We start from the raw sequence: 19,892 nt of genomic DNA on the forward strand, positions 1-19,892 counted from the left end.
CTAGGCTGATCCCCGAAGCTTGATCTCGGTCGGCAGGATGCGGCCGCGAGCTCCAGGCGTCACGCCATTCACGAGTTCGAGCACCATCGAAGCCGCTTCGCGCCCCAAGAGATCGGCCGGTTGACGCACGGTCGATAACTGCGGCTGGCATCGGAGCGCCCAATCGCTATCGTCAAAGCCCACGATGCCGACGTCGCGGGGCACGGATCGCCCGTGCTCACGCAGCACGTCCATGGCGCCGGCGGCTAAAGCGTCGGATGCCGCGAAAACTCCATCGATGTCGCCAGCGCGTTTGAGGAGGGCTTTCATGCCCTGAACGCCGCTGTCGCGCGAGTAGAGCGGAAAGTCGACGACCAGGTTCTCGTCGAACTGGTCGCCCAGGGCATCCCGAAAGCCCGCTAGGCGTTCACTACCGGAGTCGCGGTCGAGCGCGGCGGCGATCATGCCGATCTTTTTGCGGCCGGTGGCGAGAAGCTCGCGAGTGATGTCGCGGGCGGCCCCGCGGTTGTCGATGCCGACGTAGGGCATATCGGGGGCGCTCCTGGGGTGGCCGACGAAGACGGCGGGGAGCCCGATGTGGCTGATCGCAGCGGCGATGGGGTCGTGTTCGCGGGCAGAGACGATCACGGCTCCGTCAACGAAGCCGCCGCGGAGGTAGTCGGCAATGCGCGCGCTGTCGCGATCGGAGCCAATGATCAGGCACACCAGCTGGTAGTCGGCTTCGGAGAGGCGCTCGTTGGTGCCGAGCAAAATCGCACCGATGTTGGGGTCTTCGAGAAAGACGGAGTGCGGCTCGTGCACGATGAGTGCGATGGCCTTGGAGCGCTGAGTGGCGAGGTTGCGGGCCGCCATGTTGCGCACGTACCCGACCTTGGCGATGGCCTTCTCGATGGCTTCGCGGGCTGAATCCGATACGTACGGTTCGCCATTGAGCATGCGGGAGACGGTGCCGCGAGAGACCTTGGCTTCGGCGGCGACATCGAAAATTGTCGCGCGGCGCGGTCGTGCCCCAGAGGTTGCCATGCCCCCATGTTAGCGCTCCCACAGGTTTCGCACTTCCCCGTGTTCGTAGGACTGTTCACGCTCACAGACACGCCGAATGCTTGACACGTGGAGTGATGCTCGCTTAGTGTGTGAACGCTCCCAGAAAACCACTCAGGTTTTCGCTGAACGAGTTCTGTGCACGCTCACAGAAGTCGAACACATGTGAGTAGAACTGCTGCCCGACAGCTCCATCCCTTGCCAAAGGAGGCACGCGTGACCACACCCCGCGCAGATCGCGTCGCGAGCTGGTCACCCGATTCTCTGGTGTTGGGGTGTGACTACAACCCCGAGCAGTGGTCCGAAGAAGTGTGGCAGCAGGATGTCGCCCTCATGCGTGAGGCCGGGGTCACCCTCGTTGCGATCAACATCTTCGGCTGGGCAGAGATTGAGCCGCGAGCGGGGCAGTACGCCTTCGATCGCCTCGACGCCATCATGGATCTGCTGCACTCTGCCGGCATCCGTGTGAACCTCGGCACCGGCACGTCATCGCCGCCCGCGTGGCTCACCACCGCCCACCCCGACATTCTGCCCACCGCAGCCGACGGCACCCGCCGCTGGCAAGGTGGCCGCCAAGCATGGTGCCCGAGCTCTCCTGAGTTCCGCACTGCTGCCCTCGGTCTCGTCGCAAAGGTTGCCGAACGCTACAGCGGCCACCCTGCGCTCGCGATGTGGCACGTGTCGAACGAACTCGGATGCCACAACGCGCACTGCTACTGCGACACCTCCGCTGCCGCCTTCCGCCGTTGGCTCGAAGCACGCTACGCCACCGTCGATGCCCTCAACGCCGCCTGGGGCACGACGTTCTGGAGCCAGCGCTACAGTGAGTGGAACGAAATTCTGCCTCCCCGCGCCACGCTCTCCTCGGCCAACCCCGCACAGCGCCTCGACTTCAACCGGTTCAGCTCCGACGAGCTGCTCGACTATTACCGCGCCGAAGCAGCACTGCTGCGCGAAGTGAGCCCGATCCCGGTCACGACAAACTTCATGGTCACCGCCCACATTCGCAGCCAGAACTATTGGCAGTGGGCGAGCGACATGGATGTCATTGCCAACGATCACTACCTCGATCACCGGTTGCCACATCCGAGTAAAGAACTGTCTTTCGCGGCCGACCTCACGCGCGGTCTCGCGCAGGGTTCACCGTGGATGCTCATGGAGCAAGCCAGCAGCGCGGTGAGCTGGCAGCCCCACAACCTAGCCAAGCAGCCGGGCGAAATGCTTCGCAACACGTTGACCCACGTTGCTCGGGGAGCGGACACCATCTGCTTCTTCCAGTGGCGTGCGTCGCGACAGGGTGCCGAGAAGTTCCATTCGGCCCTGCTTCCTCACGCCGGGACTGACACTGCTGTGTGGCGAGAGACCCTCGACCTGGGTGTGAAACTCCGCTCCCTCGAGCCTCTCGTGGGAACCCGGGTCGAGGCGTCCGTCGCTCTCGTCTTCAGCTGGGAATCCTGGTGGGCCGCAGAAGGCGATTCGCAGCCGTCCTCCGCCGTGCGTTACCTCGAACAGGTGCACGCCGCCTACAACGCGGCGAGCGCCAACGGTGTAACGGTCGACATTGTCGCTCCCGGTGCTGCACTCGACGACTACAACCTCGTCATCATTCCTAGCCTCTATCTCGTGGACGACGCGAGTGCGGCGGTTATCGCCGATTACGTTGCGGGCGGTGGCAACGCGGTTGTCACCTTCTTCTCCGGCATTGTTGACGAGACAGACGGCATCCGCCTCGATTCAACCGGCGAGACCCCTCCCGGTGCGTTCAGCGACATGTTGGGGGTGTGGACCGAACAATTCCTGCCCGTGAAGCCCGATGCCCGCCTCATGCTTAGCGACGGCGGTCAGGCCAGCATCTGGGCCGAGCACGTCCGCCCCACCACAGCGGATGTCGTAGCCGAGTTCGCGACCGGCCCCATGCCTGGTGGCCCGGCTGTCACGCGCAACCGCTTCGGTTCAGGAACGGCGTGGTACGTGGCTACCGCGCTCGACGCCCCGAGTTTTGCCGACCTGATGGGCCGCGCGCTCAACGAGGCTGGCGTCGAAGCGATCGAGCTGCCCGACGGCGTCGAGGTCGTCACGCGATCGAGCGACACGGATCGCTTCCGCTTTGTGATCAACCACAGCGCGCATGAAATTTCTTTCCCCGCCGACGGCGCAGAATTGTTGACGGAAACTACGGTCACAGGTTCGGTGACTGTTCCCGCTGGTGGCGTTCGCGTCATCCGCCTGACTGTCGAAGAAGGAGCCACGCGATGACTACAGACATTGCCACGCCCGCCGCTGCCGCGAAGGCGGTGACGAAAAAGCCGCGCAAGCGCACGGGTACCAAAACGCCCGCTGCCGTGCTCTTCTTCGTGGCACCGTTCTCGGTTCTTTTCACACTGTTCTACATCGTGCCGATCATTGTGGCGATCTATCAGTCGTTGCTGACCGTCGAGCGCGAAGGCACTTTCGGGAAGCCCACCGAGGTGTTCGGAGGTTTCGTACAGTACGCTCGCGTCTTCCAAGATGACGCCTTTTGGTCATCCATTCTTCGCGTGTTGGGCTTCGGCGTCGTGCAGGTGCCGGTGATGCTGGGGCTCGCGTTGTTGCTGGCGTTGCTACTGGATTCACCCCTCGTGAAAGGCAAGCGCTTCTTCCGTCTCGCATTCTTCGCGCCCTACGCCGTTCCGGGTGTTATCGCGGCGGTGATGTGGGGATTCCTCTACTCACCCAAGCTGTCCCCGTTCACGGCCATTACCAGCGAGATTAACTTTCTCGGCGCTGACCTCGTGCTGTGGTCGATCGCCAACGTCGTGACGTGGGTGTTCGTCGGCTACAACATGATCATCATCTACTCGGCTCTATTGTCGATTCCGAGCGAAATCTACGAGGCAGCTCGCCTCGATGGCGCTTCGCAAGCTCGCATCGCCTGGTCAATCAAGATTCCGCTCGTCGCTCCGGCGATCACGCTGACCTCAATCTTCTCGATCATCGGAACCCTGCAGCTGCTGGCTGAACCACAAGTCTTCAAGAGCTTCACGTCGGCCGTGACCAGCAGCTACACGCCGAACTTGCTCATCTACTCGACAGCTTCCGTGCCCAATGTGAACCTGGCTGCCGCATTCTCGGTAGTGCTCGCACTGCTGACCTTTGCGCTCTCGTTCACCGTGCTCAAGCTCACCCAACGAAAGGCTGACTGATGAGTGCCGTAACAACTTCAGCAGCAACGAAGCGCCGAGGACCCCGCGAAAGCCTCTTTTCGCGCGCGGGCGCCATGCTCGTGATGGCCGTGTGCACGTTCTATTTTGTGGTCCCCATCTGGTGGCTTTTTGTGGCATCCACAAAAGACCGCAGCGACTTCACTACGAGCGCACCGCTCTGGTTCGCCGACTTCAACCTTTTTGAGAACATCGGCAACCTTGTGGCCTACCGCGATGGTTTGTTCTTCAAGTGGATGCTCAACAGCGTGCTCTACGCCGGTGCTGGTGCCGCGATCGCCACGCTCTTCGCTGCGATGATGGGGTATGCCCTCGCGAAGTACACCTTCCGTGGTCGCGAAACGCTCTTCAACGTCGTGCTCGGTGGTGTGCTGGTTCCTGCGACTGCCCTTGCCCTGCCCCTGTTCTTGGTCTTCAGCCAGGTGGGTGCCACAAACACCTTTTGGTCGGTATTCCTGCCGAGCATCGTGAGCCCCTTTGGCGTCTATTTGGCTCGCATCTACGCCGCTTCGAGCGTGCCGGATGAACTTGTTGAGGCAGCGCGCATCGACGGCTCCGGCGAAGTACGCACCTTCTTCACGGTTGCGACGCGCCTCATGATGCCCGCAATGGTCACCATCTTCCTTTTCCAATTCGTCACCATCTGGAACAACTTCTTCTTGCCGCTCATCATGCTGCGCGACGAAGAGTTGTTCCCTGTCACTCTCGGCCTCTACATCTGGAACAGCCAGGTGAACCAGATTCCTGAGATTCGGGCCTACGTGATCATCGGCGCCCTGCTGTCGATCATTCCGCTCATCATCGCTTTCCTTGGTCTGCAGCGCTTCTGGCGCAGCGGCCTGGGAACGGGCGCGCTCAAATGATCGCCCCACGCACCACTCGGCTCGCCCCGAGGGAAACCCCGCACCACAATCACAATCAAGGAAGGTAATCGCATGGCTAATCGCATAGCTCGCGCTGGAGGAGCATTGGTGCTCGTATCCGCGCTCGCACTCTCAGCATGCTCAACCGGAGCCGGCACAGATGGCGGCACCGATGCCGCTGACGCGTGCACCCCGTCAGAAGGTCCCGTCACGCTCGACTTCACGACCTGGTTGCCCGGCATGGAAGATGCCGCCGCAATCTGGAACGAAAAGAACCCTGACATCCAGGTCAAGGTCCAGACCGGTCCGAACGGTCTTGGCGGAACGTACAAGAACTTCTTCAACCAGATCGAAGCGGGCAACGCGCCCGATCTCGGTCACATCGAGTACGACGCTCTGCCCAACTTCCGTGTTCAGGATGGCGTGGTAAACATCGCTGACTGCGCCGGAGTCATGGATGCAAAGGACCAGTTCATCGACTGGACCTGGAGCCAGGTCACCTTCGGTGAAGAAGACGCCGTGTACGCGATCCCTCAGGACACTGGCCCCGAGGCACTGTTCTACCGTGCTGACCTGTTCGAAAAGGCTGGTATTCCCATCCCCACGACGTGGGACGAATACGCCGAGGCAGCGAAGACGATTCGCGAAGAGGGTGGCTACATCACCAACTTCTCGCAGAGCGACATCAATGCTTTCGCCGGTCTTGTCTGGCAGGCTGACGGTCAGTGGTTCGAGAATGACGGCGAAGCGTGGAACGTCACGCTCGACTCACCCGAATCGACCAAGGTTGCCGAGTACTGGCAGGGTCTTCTTGACGATGACCTCGTAGCTACCCTCCCGGCGTGGACCGACGAGTGGAACAACGGCTACAACTCCGGTGACGTCTGGACCTGGGTTTCGGCTGTGTGGGGCGCCAACTCGATTATGAGTGGTGCACCGGACACGGCAGGCAACTGGGCTGTAGCTCCGATGCCGCAGTGGAACGAAGGCGACTCAGCCGCCGGTAACTGGGGCGGATCGGGAACCGCAGTTCTCAAGGGAAGCGAACACCCCTACGAGGCTGCACAGTTCGCTCTCTGGTTGAACACCGACCCTGAGGCCCTCGCCAGCATGAACAAGACGGCGAACATCTACCCCGCAACGAAGACTGGTGGCGACCTGCCTGCCTTCTCCGAAGGACTCGACTTCTTCGGCGGACAGAACATCTACGACGTGTTCGCTGCGGCCGGCGCTGAAGTCAACCCTGACTTCACCTGGGGCCCGACCATGACGCAGGTCTACACCGACGTTGCGGACGGCTTCTCCGGCGCGATCTCCGGTTCGGGCACCCTCATGGATGCCCTCAACACGGGACAGCAGAAGACAATCGACGCCATGAAGGCTGCCGCGATTGCCGTCAACGAATAACACGAACGATATCGTTCACCTCCGTGCCGCGGGCACCAGCTTCGTGCTGGATGCTCGCGGCACGGGCGTGCCGTCGATCACGCACTGGGGCGCAGACCTCGGAGAACTGAACTCTGGCCAACTTGCGGCGCTCGCAGATTCGCGCCAGCGAGCCCTGGGGCCGAGTTCCATCGACGAACCCTTCCGGCTGAGCATCGTTCCCTTGCTCGCCGAAGGCTGGAGTGGCCTGCCCGGGCTTGAGGGCCGCCACGATCAGCGAGCGGATGCTGGCGGTGCGGATGCTGGCGGTGGCCGAGTGCGCCGCCCCGCACTGCGCACCGAGAGCATCGAGCATCCGGAGCCTCGCGTTGTTCGCGTCGTTCTTGTCGACTCAGCCAGCGGGGCCGTCGCTGACGCGGCTGGCGACTCAGACGCTGTCGCGCTTCGCCTCGCGATCACTTTCGAGCTGACTGCTGCCGGAGTATTGCGTAGTCGTTCCCAGCTCACCAACACCGCCACCGAGACCTTCGAGCTCTCGTCGCTGGCCACCATTCTTCCGCTTGCGCCCGTCGCGCGTGAGCGACTCGACTTCAGCGGAATCTGGGCAGCCGAACGGCAGCCCCAACGTTCCGCAATCGACTACGGAACCTGGCTGCGCGAGTCGCGTCACGGTCGCCGCGGTCACGACGATTCCTTCCTCACCGTGGCGGGCACACCCGGCTTTGGCTTTCGCCACGGTGAGGTCTGGGCGATGCACCTCGGCACGAGTGGCGACACCCGCGTCTGGCTTGACCGTGCGGCGCTGGGTGTCACGACTGTCGGTGCCGCTGAGCTTCTTGCGCCCGGCGAGATTCGTCTTGCCACGGGCGATTCGTACGAAACCCCGTGGGCCTACGCTGCGTGGTCGGATGCCGGCCTCGATGGTCTGAGCGACCGTTTCCATGCCTGGTTCCGTGGCCTGCCCGCGCACCCCTCCACACCGCGGCCGCTCACCCTCAACACGTGGGAAGCCGTGTACTTCGACCACAACTTCGAGCAGCTGGCGGCGCTCGCCGACGCCGCCGCCGATGCTGGCGTCGAACGCTTCGTGCTCGATGACGGCTGGATGAACAACCGCACAGACGACAAGCGGGCTCTCGGCGACTGGAGCGTCGACGCCAAGTCGTGGCCCGAGGGGCTGACTCCACTCGTCGACCGCGTGACCGCCAGCGGGATGCAGTTTGGCCTGTGGGTCGAGCCCGAGATGGTGTCTCTTGACTCGGATCTTGCACGCGAGCATCCGGAGTGGATTCTTCGTGACGATGACCGCCCGTTGCCGAAGCCGTGGCGTAACCAGTTTGTGCTCGACCTCGACAACCCTGCTGCTTTCGCGCATGTGCTCAACGCGATCAGCGCCCTGCTCGACGAGTATGCGATCAGTTACCTGAAGTGGGACATGAATCGCGACCTGCTTGGTGGCTCGGTTCACCGGCACGTCGCAGCCACCTACCGCCTGATGGATGAGCTGCGCGAGCGGTACCCGCACGTGGAGATTGAGTCGTGTGCCTCGGGCGGTGCCCGGGTCGATGCCGGAGTACTCGAGCGCGTGCAGCGCGTGTGGCCCTCCGACACCAACGACGCGCACGACCGTTTCTCGATCATGCGCTGGACCAACTTGCTCGTGCCCTTTGAATACTTGGGCTCGCATGTGGGCTCGTCGCCTGCGCACACCTCGGGGCGTTCGCTGTCTCTCGGCTTCCGGCTCGCGACCGCCCTCATGGGCCATTCCGGTATCGAGTGGGACCTCACGGCAACGACCGCTGACGAGCGTGCTGCCCTACCTGTGTGGGCGGCGGCGTACCGCTCGCTGCGGGGCCTCATCCATTCGGGTCGCGTCGTTCGCGGCGAGCTAGAAAGTGCTCAGCCGGTTGTCACCGGAATCGTGGCGGATGACGCTACCGGCGTTGCCGACGCGGTCTTCTGGGTGACGTGCCTCGACACTCCCTCCGATGCTGTTCCGACGTCCCGGCGTTTGCCCGGGCTTGACCCGCACCGCGAATACCGCATCAGCCCCGTAGATGTGGGTGCGGCAGCGGCAACCTACCCGGGCACTGCGCCAGCTTGGTGGCTCGACGGCACTGTTGTGTTGTCGGGTGCAGTGCTCGGGTCGGTCGGGCTTCAGCTGCCCATTCTTCATCCCGACGAAGCACTCGTGCTGCGAGTGACGGCGGGCTAGCGGCGGTTCACAACCGGGGCTTCAGCCTGATCGTTGGCAGCTCGGGGGCGGGCAGCGGATGCCCGTCAAAGTTGGCCACGGTGCCGAAGCGTCCAACGGGGTTGCTGCCCTCAATCACGTCGGCCTGCCATTGCGCGCGGAACTTCACGATCTCGTCGTGACTGCGCGCGATGAAGTTCCACCACATGACGATGGCTTCGCCGAGCGGTTCGCCGCCCAAGAGCAGGAGCCGGGCATCCGTCGTCGCCGTGATCGTCAGTTCGGTGAGGCCGGGAGCGAGGTAGGCCAGGTGATCGGTGGGGGTCGCAACGTGTGCGACGGTGACGTCGCCGGCATCCACGAGCACTCCGTGTTCGAAGCTGGCGTCGAGAGCGAGCGTGATGCTGGTGCCGGCGGGCACGTCAAGCTGCGCGCCAAGGAGAGGTGAGAAAACGCGCGCTGGCGACGAGACGCCGGCGAGTTCACCGATGAAGACGCTTACAGTCGCGCCCTGATGCTCGAACGGTGTCGGTGCGTAGTTCTCGAACGCGGGAGTCGTATCGCGGTGGGCGTTCGGCAGGGCGACCCACAGTTGCGCGCCGTGCAGCATCGTCGGTTCGGCGGGGGAGACCTCCGAGTGCGAAATGCCGCGACCGGCCGTCATGAGATTCAACTCTCCGGGCCGCACGGTCGCGAGACTGCCGACGCTATCGCGGTGCTCGATGTCGCCAGCGAAGAGCCAACTCACGGTTTGCAGACCGGTATGCGGATGCGGGGGCACATGCATCCGCGTCGTCTCCGGTCCGTAATGATCGACGAAGCACCACCCGCCGATGAGCGAGCGGGAACGCTGCGGCAGAGTACGCCGCACTTTCATCGCACGGGGACCACCCAGCGGAACCTCCCGCGGAGTGAGCAACTGCACGCCAGCGCCCTGCTGCGTTTCGCACAGCACTTCGGCGGGGTTCCTCTCGGTGTTACTCACGGCGGCTCCTCACCTCGGTGTCACGTTGCTGAGTGCTAGCGTGCCACAAGAAGTGCGCCGCGCTAGGTGGGGCGCCCCGAGCTGACCGGTGCATTTCGGTCGAGCGAGGCGGTTAGAGGATCGGCACGCAGAGCTCGCATTCGTCACGCTCAAGTCGTGCTGCAGAGTAACGCTCGACGATCGGCCGCGACGGGTCAACGGTGAATCCGGCTTGGCCGACCGCGGGAATGATCTCTGCCCAGGCGCGGCTTAGGCCTTCGGCCGTGTGCTCGATTACTGCGACAGCATAGCTACCGCCAGCGAGCGACCCGATCACGTAATCCTCCTTGAGTGCCTTCGCGTGCTGTTCACATGGCGGCCCGATGAGAATCGCTGCGTCATACCGGCACGAATCCGCGGGGGTGACGCGGGGATCATCATGAGTGATGCCAAAAACGCTCGATTCTGGCGTAAGTAAACCGTGTGTACGAGCCCATTCTTTGAGCTCGGCGATTTCTGTTTGATTGTCGATGCCATAAGCGCCGATTCGGCGACGATAGATGATCGATGCGGTGGTCCAGTGTTGGGCTTTTAGGTTCATAAGGGTGCTCCTTGTGAGATGGATCACCTGAATCTAACAGCAATAAAAACGCTTCTGATCAGCATTTTTATTTTTCACCCGGGGCAATGCTGGGGGCCGCGCGCTAGCGTGCCACAAAAATGACGCCGCGATAAGTGGGGTCGCCGAACGCGACCATCTGGTCGAGCACCGCGATCGAGACGGGTAGATCGTGGGAGTCAACCCAGGTCTCGCCCTGCTCGGCCGTGATCCACGGATCGTTCAGCAGAACCGTGTCGCCCTTCACTGAGTGCGCCACGACCCAGTGCGGCGTCGAGGCATCGTGCATGGGCTCTTCTTCGATCAACAGGATCGCGAGTTCGCCACCGGCCACGCGTTCGGTGATCTGCTGAATCGACAGCGGGGCCGTGTGCTGCTGGATGCCGCGGCTCGCCGCTTCGACTCGAGACTGCTCTTGCAGCTGCTCGCGGAACGTGCGCTCTTCGCCCTCGTAGGTCTCGAGGAGCGTCGGCTCGGTCGTGTCGAGATGCAGTTCAAGACTGATGGCGGATGCCGACTGCGCGATCACGTCGTGAACAGCGACGGCGAGACCGAGGGGCTCGCAGGCGGGGAAGTTGGTGGCGGATCGCCAGAAGGCGAGTTCGCGCTCGCGGGCATCCTCATCTTCGGTGTCGGCGAAAGGCTCCAGGCCCAGGTGGCTGAGAGCCGTCATGGCGGCAACCGCACCGCACGTGAAGAGCGTGGTTTGGCCGTAGTAACGCAATTGCTCGTGCGGCCAGCCACCGTGCCACAGCACGAAGCCGCGAACGCCCTGCGTGCCATCAGCCGAGGAGATCGGCGTACGCAGTTCGGTGAAACCGAGGTCGGCGGCGAAGGCGGGGAGCTCTGCGTCGAGCGGGAGCTGCCACTTGAGGGCGGCGTCGCGACGCTCCGCGGAAGCCGCGATCAGTTCGTCGAGAAGACTCTGGGCGGCAGCATCGCTGTCGGCCCAGAGATCAACGAGCTTCGTGTAGCGCGTATTCGGGCGGCCGGAAGTGAGGGCGGCGGCACTGCCGGTGGGGGAGTCGAGCATCCACACTTGAGGGTTATACGGCTCGCGATCGCGCTGCCAGTGAGCGGCACGCTCGGTGCCGAGAGCGCCGAGGAGGTGCGCGGGAAGCTCGGCGGGCGAGAGCTGAACGAGAGCAGCGCCGATGGTCGCAGCAGCGTCAGCGTCAACGACAGCAACGACAGCAACGGCAGCGTCGGTCGTGTTCGAGTCGGCAGAGTCAGCGGTAGTGGAGGTATCCACGGGATCCTTTCGGGGCGAGTCGGGCGCTTGTGGCGCCGTGCTCAGTGAGTGGGTGCTTCGTGAATCGACGCTGCAACGAGCGCCTGAGTGTAAGGATGAGTCGGGGCGTTGAGTACGTCGTGGCACCGGCCAGACTCCACAACGGCGCCGTGACGCAGCACGTACACGCGGTCGGCGAGCTGACGCACCACCGCAAGGTCGTGCGAGATGAACAGGATCGAGAGGCCGAGTTCGACGCGCAGTTTCGCGAGCAGGTCGAGAATCTGTTTCTGCACCGATACGTCGAGCGCCGACACCGATTCGTCGCAGATCAGCAACTCGGGCTGCACGGCGAGAGCGCGCGCGATGGCCACGCGCTGACGCTGACCACCCGAGAGCTCAGCCGGTCGCTTGCGTGCGAACTCGAGCGGCAACTCCACGAGTTGCAGCAAACCATTCAGGTCGGATGCCGGACGACCCGCCACGCGCAGCGCTAACTTCAGCGACCGCCCGACACTGATCATCGGGTTGAGCGAGGAATACGGATCTTGGAACACAATCTGCATCTGCTTGGGCGTGCGCGAAGCCCGCCCGGGAGCAAGCGCAACGCCGTCGAAAGCAATAACGCCGCTCGACTCATGCTCGAGCCCAGCGATGCAGCGCGCGATCGTGGTCTTGCCCGAGCCGCTCTCGCCGACGATGCCGACGGTTTCGCCGCGGCCCACCGTGACGCTCACGCCGTGCAATACGGTCTTGTCGCCAAAACTCTTCGTGACGTCGGTCGCGACTACGAGATCGCCGGCGCCTACGCCGGTCGCCCCGTCGCCGCTCGTACCAACACCGGATGCCGTACGCACGACCCCGGTGGAGCGATCGGTGAGCGAGGGATCGGCTTCGATGAGCGCCTGAGTGTAGGGGTGGCGTGGCGCATGGAGCACGGAGCTCGTGAAACCGCGCTCCACGATCTCGCCGTGGCGCATCACGAGCACGTGTTCGGCTCGCCCGCGCACCAGGCCGAGGTCGTGGGAGATGAGGAGCGCAGCCATGCCGCGCGTTTCTTGCAGGCCCCGAAGGAGGTCGAGAATCTCTCCCTGGTTGCTCGCATCGAGAGCCGTAGTCGGCTCGTCAGCAATGAGCAGTTCGGGGTCGGTGGCGAGGGCCGCCGCGATGGCAACCCGTTGACGCATCCCGCCGGAGAGTTCGTGCGGGTAGGCGCGGGCGACATCCGCGGGTAGGTTCACTTCGGCTAGACGATGAGTAACGAGTTCGGTGCACTCGGCCTTGCTGAGGCGGGTGGCGCTCGCCGCCTGAATTGTCATCGCGATTTGGGTTCCGCAGCGGTGCACGGGGCTCAAGCTCGTGAAGGGGTCTTGCAGCAGCAACGAGACGCGGCGACCGCGGGTGGCCCGCCAGACAGCATCTGTAGCGGGCAGTTCGATCGTGGCACTCGCGAGCTCGATGCTGCCGCGCGCGGTGAAGCCGGCAGGCAACAGCCCAGCGATGGCTTTGGCCGAGAGGGTCTTGCCCGAGCCCGATTCGCCGATGAGCGCGAGGGTCTCGCCCGGCGCGATGGAAAAGTCGAATGGCTCGACAACAACGCCGGCGGGGCCATCGACGGTGAGGCCGGTCACCGTCACTTGCGCGGTCGCGGTGGTGTTCGCGGGGGTGCCCGCGGCGGGAGCATTCGCGGCGTCGAGCTGGGTCATGAGCGTCCCGTTCGGGTCAAGATGTGGCCGAGCCAATCACCGACAAGGTTTGCCGCGGAGGCGACGCCGATGATGAGCAGAGCCGGAATGAGAACAGCAGCGGGGTTGTCGACCATGATCGCGCGACCGTCGGTGAGTTGGCGTCCCCAGTCGGCCGTGCCGGGGGCAACGCCGACGCCCAAGAACGACAGCGACGAGAACGCCACGAGGGCGAAGGCCACGTTGAGCATCGAGTTGGTGATGATGAGCGACGAGACGTTCGGCAACACCTGCGTGAACATGATGCGGGTCTTGGAGAGCGACAGCATTTGGGCTGCCTCCACGAAGGGCCGCGCGGCCTGCTCCATAACGCCAGCGCGCACTATACGGATGTCCGAGGGCGAGAACAGCAGGATCAACAGCAACACGGTCATCCAGTAGCCAGCGCCGAAAACGCCCGCGACGACGATGGCGGCGAGCAGCAGCGGCAGCGAGAAGAGCAGGTCGGTCCAGCGGCCAATGATGAAGTCGATCGGGCCACGGAGGTAGCCCGACACCGTGCCGAGCAGAATGCCGAGCAGCATCGACCCGAGAGCCACGCACACCGGGCCAACGAGGGCGGATGATGCTCCCGCGATCGTCAGCGCGAGCACGTCACGGCCGAGTTCGTCGGTGCCGAGAAGGTGACCGGGGCTGCCCGGGGGCAACAAAGAATCGAGAATCGACTGGGCGGTGGCATCCGGAGCAATGAGGTTGCCGAAGATGGCCAAGAACGTCACAAGACCCAGCAGGGCGATGGAGACCCAGACGGCGACCGGGTAACGGCGACGCGGCCGGGGTGTTTTAGCTAAGACGATAGCTTCGGTGCTGCTCACTGTGCACCCGCCTTAGCGCGGATGCGGGGGTCGAGGAAGATATAGGCGAGGTCGGCCAACAGTGCGATGGTTGCAATCGTCACGGCCACCAGCAGGGTGAGCGCTTGCACGACGGCGATGTCTTTGAACAGCACGGAGCCTTGCAGCAGGGTGCCGAGTCCGGGCAAAGCGAACGTGGTTTCGGCGAGCACGGTGCCGCCGACCAAGAAGGTCAGTACGAGGCTGGCGCCGGTAACGATCGGGATGGCGGCGTTGCGCAGGGCGATCATATGTACTTGGCGGTCAGGCAGGCCCCGTGCGCGACCAAAGGTCACATAGTCACTGTCGAGTTCGCGCAGCATGGCAGTGCGGGTGAGCTTGAGGATGATCGCGCCGAGCCCGAGCGCCAAGGTGATGGCGGGCAGCACGAGGTGCCAGAGGGTGTCGAGGCCGCCGTCGCCCGCTCCGTAGACGGGGAAGATCGGCAGGTAGAACGCGAAGACGTAGAGCAGGAGGAGGCCGACGGCGAAGGTCGGGGCGCTGAGGCCGACGATTCCGAATCCGGTTGCGAAGCGGTCGATCCAGCTTCCCGAGCGAACGGCGCTCTGCACGCCGAGGGGGATCGCGACAATGAGCGCGAGCACGAAGGCGAGTCCGCTGAGGGCGGCGGTGATTCCGAGGCGTGCGCCGATGACGTTGGAGACCGAGTCTTGCAGTCGAATGGACTGCCCGAAGTCCCCCGTGAGGGCGTTGCCCAACCAGATCAGGTACTGCATGGAGAGCGGCTGATCGAGGTTGTATTGAGCGCGGATGGCGGCCACCGCTTCAGGAGAGGATGGCCGGTTGCCGAGCAGGTTCTTGACGATATCGCCGGGGGCGAGATGCAGCATCGAGAACACGATGATGGAGAGCACCACCAGAATTCCGAGGGTGCCGAGCACGCGCACCACGAGCATGCGGCCCAGGGGCCGAGCTCGTGATGCGCGTGCAATCGGGGAAGTGGTCACTGATTATCCAGCAGGAGTAAGCAGGGTCGGCCACGACGAGATGAACGCGAATGAACTGTAGCTGCTCATGTCGATGTTGTTCGAGAACGCGGTGGCGGACTGTCCCCACCAGAGCGGAACACTGATGACGTCTTCGGCCTGCAGCGTCTCGGCCTCGATGAGGAGGTCGATGCGGGCGCTCGGGTCAATCTCGGCGCCAACACGCTCGAACAGCGAGAGAACTTCCGGGTTCTCATAGTTCGAGATGTTGTAGTCGCCGAGCATGTAGGTCGACACCTCGGCTGGGTCGCCCAGCGTGGAGAAGTACCACATGAGGCCAACGCCATAGCTGCTGTCTTGTTCGAGGCTCGCGAGCCATTCCTCGATCGGAACTTCGCGCACGTTCAGCGTGATGCCGATCTTGGAGAGGTTCTCGGCGAGCGACTGGGCGGCGGTGCCGAGCTGCTGTCCCGTCGAGGGGAACAGCATGTCGGTCTCGAAACCATCCGGGTAGTCGGAGGCGGCAAGGGCTTCCGCAGCGGCGTCAAGGTCGAAGGGATACTGCGGAATCGTCGAGAGCAGGTCGCGAGCGTCGTCGGCGCTGTAGACGCTGCCGAGGGACTCGGGAGTGGCGATCGCGGTGGCAACTTCGCCGTGGCCGCGCAGCAGCTTGTCGACGATGGTGGTGCGGTCAACGCTGTGAGCGAAGGCTTCGCGCACCTTGGGGTCATTGAACGGCTCGAGGGCGGTGTTGAAGTACATACCAACGTACGAGAGGTCGTTCACGTAGTCGACGCGCATGCTGTCGAGGTCTTCCCACTGGCTGGATTGTGCCAGCGGAACGTTGAACGCGATATCGATGTCTCCAGACTGAGCAGCAAGCAAGCGCGTGCCCTCATCCGGAATGAACTTCACGGTGATGTTCTTCACTTCGGGAAGGTCGCCCCACCAGCTGTCAACGCGCTCGAAGTTCACGTGTGAGTCGGGAACAAACTCGGTGACCTTGTAAGGTCCCGAGCCCAGAAGCAGGCTGCTGCTCGTGCCCACTTCGCCGTTGTTTTCTTCCCAGAACTTTTGCGACGTGATGAAGGCGGCGCCACCCGTGCTCATGTTGGCGGCGAAGGCCGAGTCGGGAGCGGAGAGGGTGATGGTGACCTCACGGTCGCCCGTCTTCTCGACGGTGTCAACGCCGCCCAAGTAGTACGAGAGGCCGGGCGAGCTGGTTTCGTCGCGTGCCTGCTCCAAGCTGAAGACGACGTCGTCGGCGGTGACCGGGGTGCCGTCTTGGAACATGGCATCGTCGCGCAGTTCGTAAACGTAGGTCACGTCATCCGGCTGGTCCCATGATTCGGCGAGGCCCGGCTGCAGGGCACCGTCGGCGTCGATCGAGACGAGACCTTCTTGAGTGATGGAGGCGATGTAGTAGTTCAGGATGCCGCTCTCGGCGCCAACGTACAGGCTCGAGAGTGATCCGGGCAGCGCCACCGTGATGGTGTCGATGTTGCCGTCGCCGGTCGGGCTGCTCGACGTGGCGCAGCCAGCGAGCAGCAGGGCGGAGGCGGCCACGGCGACGGTGGACGCCCGAGCCCCCTTAGCCAGGGTGGAGTTAGTCGATCTCATGCGAAGTTCGTGCCTTTCGGTGAGCGTTACAGGAGGTGTAAAAGGAGAGGATGCAAATTTCGCGCGTTGGAGGTGCGAGTGCTGTGACAGTGCCGCGCGATCACTGCTGGTTTTCCGGGCCACCTCGCGCATGGCCAGCAGCCGGAGGGCCACTGCGATGCTTGGAGTGTCGGCGGAGTCGTCGAGCGTTGTCGCATAGATGCGTCGACGAAGTTTGGGCTGTAACTCGAGGGCAACGACGCCGTCGGGCAGAGTAGTGGTGGCAATGGCGAGTTCTGACAGGAACGTCACGCCGATTCCGGATGCCACGAGCGCGAGTGCCGCGTCGGTCTTGGTCACATCGTGCCGCAGCGTGGGCTTCTCGCCGAGGGCGGTCGCGACGGTAACAAGCTGCTCGGTGCAGGTAGCCGGGCCGCCGATCCATGTAAAGGGAAGAAGCCCCGCGACGCTCGCGGTGGTGCCGAGCTGGTCGGCAATCGCGCGCGGAACAATCGCGAGCACATTTTCGGAGAGTAAGAAGCGCGAGCGAAGACCATCGGCGCTCGTGTGCGAACTCGATGCCACCGAGTGGTCGCTCGTGTAGCGATAGTCGAGCGCGATGTCGGCCCGGCCATCGGCGACCGCGGTGAGGGCGGCATCCGGTTCGGCTTCGCTGAATTCAACGTGGATGCCCGGAAACTCACGATCGAGGCGCGACAGCAGTGGCGCGATGATGCTGGCAACGGCGGCCGGGAACGCGGCGAGACGAACGGAACCACGGTCGAGGCCGAGGTGAGCGGTGAGGTCGCTGGCCGCCGCGGTGATGGCGGCATCGATGCGCGGAGCGTGGCTGGCGAGCAGGGCGCCAGCTTCGGTGAGTTCCATGCCGCGCGGTGTGCGCGCAACGAGGGCGATGTTGAGGCGGGCTTCGCTGCGCTTGAGGTGCTGAGTGATGGCGGGCTGGCTGAAGCCGAGGCGCCGAGCGGCGGCGGAAACGCTGCCGTTGTCGTGGATGGCGACGAGGATGCGCAGCATGTGAAGGTCGAGCGCGCGCGTGAGTTCGTCGAGGTTGGCGGATTCGTGCGGTGTGCCCTGCATAACGACACCTTATGGCCAAACACCACCGGCATAACGTTACGGAATGATTAACTTTGGCTATGGGGCGTGACGCAACCCTTTCGGGGGCAGGCCGAATAGCGACCGGAAACGTACTCTTAAATCATGACAAGTTCTCGACGTCTGCCCGCACTTATCTCGGGCGCCGTAGCTCTTTCCCTCGTTTTAGGAGGCTGTTCGCTCGTCGATCAGGGGTCCGAACTTGTGACTTCGGCGGGTAAGGATGTGCTTGCACACGCCGCAATCGCTTCGGTGGTTTCAGACCTCGAGGGACTCGATGGTGTCGTGGCGGCACGCTACGAACTCGAGACAGATACGCTTCTCGGCGATCTTGGTCGAATTGAGGTCACCGCTGCGTCGACAATTGATGACCGCCAACTGGAGCGGCTTTCGGATGCCCTGCGCGACGGCTTCGGCGCAATCGAACAGGTTGCGGTGAAACCTCACGCCAGTATCGAGCTTTCGGGCGACGCCGCGGGACGTTTTGACTTGTGGGCGATCCCTGACACGAACGACTCCTTTGTCGAGAACCTCGAATTCTGGCGGGCTGCCTCTGCGGCGGTCGAGACCGAGCTCTGGGTTGAGCTCTTGGCGGATGGTACGGGAGCGGTGGGAATGCGTTCGATCGCAATCCCGCGCGAGTCAGATCTAGATGACGCAACTGATCTCGTGATCGAGAACTACGCCGCCCTTCGCGCTGTGGCTGTTGTCGACGATGACATTCCGAATTACTGGCAGGTTGCGGGCATCCAGTCTTCGGAGGAGCTTGCGCCATCGACGTTCGTCGAGCTGGTCAGTGATCTGCGCGAGATCCTGCCCCTTTCTTCTTACCCAACCGAGTCAGAGCCCAGTGCTGGGGCTGCGGATTTTCCGGAAGGGTTCCACGTTTCCTGGATGCCAGCTGGCGCTAACGAAGGCCTCGGGTCGGTTGTCGTCTCGAGCAATGAATACACCGATGACTCGCGGAGCGACGCCATTCGCGCTGCAGTTCGCACGAGCGAAATCGAGGAAGTCAATTTTCAATTCGCCACGAGTGGTCGGGGTTTCTGGATGCACACTTCCGTCTGCAAGGGCTCGGTAGAGGGCACTGCCGACGATGACCTTTTCTTCGAGGATGTCGTGTCCTCCGGCACCAAACTGCTCGATGGTGCAGGCCCCGGAGCGTGCTTTCCGTAAAGAGTCGCTCACTTCCTGCGCAGGTCGAGAGGGCGAAACCCACGCGTGGGTCACGAATTATCCGTGGCGCATCGTGAGCTAACGCGCCGGCGCGAATGCAGGCACGTGAAGGGGATGTTCGGGATTGCTCCAGCGCGTGATTTCCTGAGCCACCCCGTCCTCATCGTTTGTTTCAATCACGCGCGTTGCAGCTGCCCTCACCACGGCTGAGGCGTTCGATGGTGCGAAACTGTGGTCCGCCAGTGCCATCATCTCGAGGTCGTTGTCGCCGTCACCAAAGGCGACAAGGCTGCTCGTTCCGGTAAGCGACATCAGCCGCTTGAGGGCGTTCGCCTTCCCGGCGCTGCTGCTCGCGATTTCCAAGCAGCGCGTGCCGGTATACACGTTTTCGTACGCGATGGCGGAAAGTCCGGAGATCAGCGTGCATTGCGCTTCGACCTCGTGCAGCTGGGCTGCTGTCCCCACAACGGCGACATAGATCAGATCATGTGAGTCGGTGGGCTGCGCGCGGCTAGGCCCAATAAATTCGATCCCCGCATCGGTCGCGGCCTGACTGGCATATTGCGTGAACGCGAGATCCTCTTCGCGGGCGTAGTGGACACGAAGCCCCTGTGAACCGAGACGATAGAAGAATGCCCCTGCCCCGGCTTCGCTCACGAGGGCGGAAATCCTAGCGGTGTCCTCTTCCGAGATCGGAAAAGAGTCGACGTACTTGTGCTCGGGAAAGGAGTAGATCGCGGCACCATTCATGACCACGCTCGGGGTCGTGAGATTGATGCCGGAGATTCTGGGTGCCGCGCCAAACTCCATGCGAGCTGTGGCGACGGTGAATAGCCCTCCGGCATCGATGAAGCGATTGATTGCTTCGACGCTAAACGCGCTGATGCTCTTGGCTGAATTCAGTAGTGTTCCGTCAAGGTCGCTTACAACGAGCTGGCGAGTCAATGGATCTCCTTAGGGGAATATTCGTATGATGTC

15 protein-coding genes are annotated in these 19,892 nt (G+C 63.2%); 6 read left to right on the forward strand and 9 right to left on the reverse strand.

Annotated elements, in window-relative coordinates:
- Window positions 1-1,023 carry a LacI family DNA-binding transcriptional regulator gene (locus tag ACR3YK_RS07045; protein WP_486174220.1) on the reverse strand — a complete coding sequence of 341 codons (1,023 nt, stop codon included), beginning with the start codon at window positions 1,021-1,023 and terminating at the stop codon, window positions 1-3.
- A gap of 234 nt (window positions 1,024-1,257) precedes the next feature.
- Here ACR3YK_RS07045 and ACR3YK_RS07050 point away from each other — a divergent pair, with 234 nt between their 5' ends.
- From ACR3YK_RS07050 to ACR3YK_RS07070, 5 genes are all read left to right on the forward strand, one after another.
- A complete protein-coding gene (locus tag ACR3YK_RS07050) occupies window positions 1,258-3,297 on the forward strand; it encodes a beta-galactosidase (RefSeq protein WP_486174221.1) in 2,040 nt (679 codons plus the stop codon).
- Window positions 3,294-4,223, forward strand: coding sequence for a carbohydrate ABC transporter permease (locus ACR3YK_RS07055; protein ID WP_486174222.1), 930 nt, complete (start codon window positions 3,294-3,296; stop codon window positions 4,221-4,223). Before ACR3YK_RS07050 ends, ACR3YK_RS07055 begins: the two co-directional genes overlap by 4 nt.
- Window positions 4,223-5,104 (forward strand): carbohydrate ABC transporter permease, encoded by an 882-nt coding sequence (locus tag ACR3YK_RS07060; RefSeq protein ID WP_486174223.1) that lies wholly within the window; start codon window positions 4,223-4,225, stop codon window positions 5,102-5,104. Before ACR3YK_RS07055 ends, ACR3YK_RS07060 begins: the two co-directional genes overlap by 1 nt.
- A gap of 72 nt (window positions 5,105-5,176) precedes the next feature.
- Entirely contained in the window at window positions 5,177-6,511 is a 1,335-nt protein-coding gene (locus tag ACR3YK_RS07065) for an ABC transporter substrate-binding protein (protein WP_486174224.1), read from the forward strand.
- Window positions 6,495-8,705, forward strand: coding sequence for an alpha-galactosidase (locus tag ACR3YK_RS07070; RefSeq protein WP_486174225.1), 2,211 nt, complete (start codon window positions 6,495-6,497; stop codon window positions 8,703-8,705). Before ACR3YK_RS07065 ends, ACR3YK_RS07070 begins: the two co-directional genes overlap by 17 nt.
- A gap of 7 nt (window positions 8,706-8,712) precedes the next feature.
- Here ACR3YK_RS07070 and ACR3YK_RS07075 read toward each other — a convergent pair whose 3' ends face one another.
- The 7 genes from ACR3YK_RS07075 to ACR3YK_RS07105 form a co-directional block, all read right to left on the reverse strand.
- Window positions 8,713-9,669, reverse strand: a complete 957-nt coding sequence (locus tag ACR3YK_RS07075; protein WP_486174226.1) for a pirin family protein — start codon at window positions 9,667-9,669, stop codon at window positions 8,713-8,715.
- Between the two features lie 112 nt (window positions 9,670-9,781).
- On the reverse strand, window positions 9,782-10,249 hold the full coding sequence (locus ACR3YK_RS07080) for an AraC family transcriptional regulator (RefSeq protein WP_486174227.1): 468 nt from the start codon (window positions 10,247-10,249) through the stop codon (window positions 9,782-9,784).
- A gap of 103 nt (window positions 10,250-10,352) precedes the next feature.
- Complete coding sequence (locus ACR3YK_RS07085) at window positions 10,353-11,519, reverse strand: peptidase C39 family protein (RefSeq protein ID WP_486174228.1); 1,167 nt, start codon at window positions 11,517-11,519, stop codon at window positions 10,353-10,355.
- Window positions 11,520-11,560: 41 nt separating this feature from the next.
- Entirely contained in the window at window positions 11,561-13,204 is a 1,644-nt protein-coding gene (locus ACR3YK_RS07090) for an ATP-binding cassette domain-containing protein (RefSeq protein WP_486174229.1), read from the reverse strand.
- Window positions 13,201-14,058, reverse strand: a complete 858-nt coding sequence (locus ACR3YK_RS07095; protein ID WP_486174230.1) for an ABC transporter permease — start codon at window positions 14,056-14,058, stop codon at window positions 13,201-13,203. The genes ACR3YK_RS07090 and ACR3YK_RS07095 overlap by 4 nt, the downstream gene beginning before the upstream one ends.
- Window positions 14,055-15,044, reverse strand: a complete 990-nt coding sequence (locus ACR3YK_RS07100; protein WP_486174231.1) for an ABC transporter permease — start codon at window positions 15,042-15,044, stop codon at window positions 14,055-14,057. Before ACR3YK_RS07100 ends, ACR3YK_RS07095 begins: the two co-directional genes overlap by 4 nt.
- A gap of 3 nt (window positions 15,045-15,047) precedes the next feature.
- Entirely contained in the window at window positions 15,048-17,720 is a 2,673-nt protein-coding gene (locus tag ACR3YK_RS07105; RefSeq protein WP_486174232.1) for an ABC transporter substrate-binding protein, read from the reverse strand.
- Window positions 17,721-17,843: 123 nt separating this feature from the next.
- Between ACR3YK_RS07105 and ACR3YK_RS07110 the strand changes: the two genes are divergently transcribed.
- On the forward strand, window positions 17,844-18,914 hold the full coding sequence (locus tag ACR3YK_RS07110; protein WP_486174233.1) for a hypothetical protein: 1,071 nt from the start codon (window positions 17,844-17,846) through the stop codon (window positions 18,912-18,914).
- Window positions 18,915-18,992: 78 nt separating this feature from the next.
- Here the strand turns inward: ACR3YK_RS07110 and ACR3YK_RS07115 are convergent, their stop codons facing one another.
- Window positions 18,993-19,859, reverse strand: coding sequence for an HAD family hydrolase (locus tag ACR3YK_RS07115; protein WP_486174234.1), 867 nt, complete (start codon window positions 19,857-19,859; stop codon window positions 18,993-18,995).
- Window positions 19,860-19,892: the final 33 nt, after the last annotated feature.

It is taken from the genome of Salinibacterium sp. 10G20-15 (assembly GCF_057365065.1).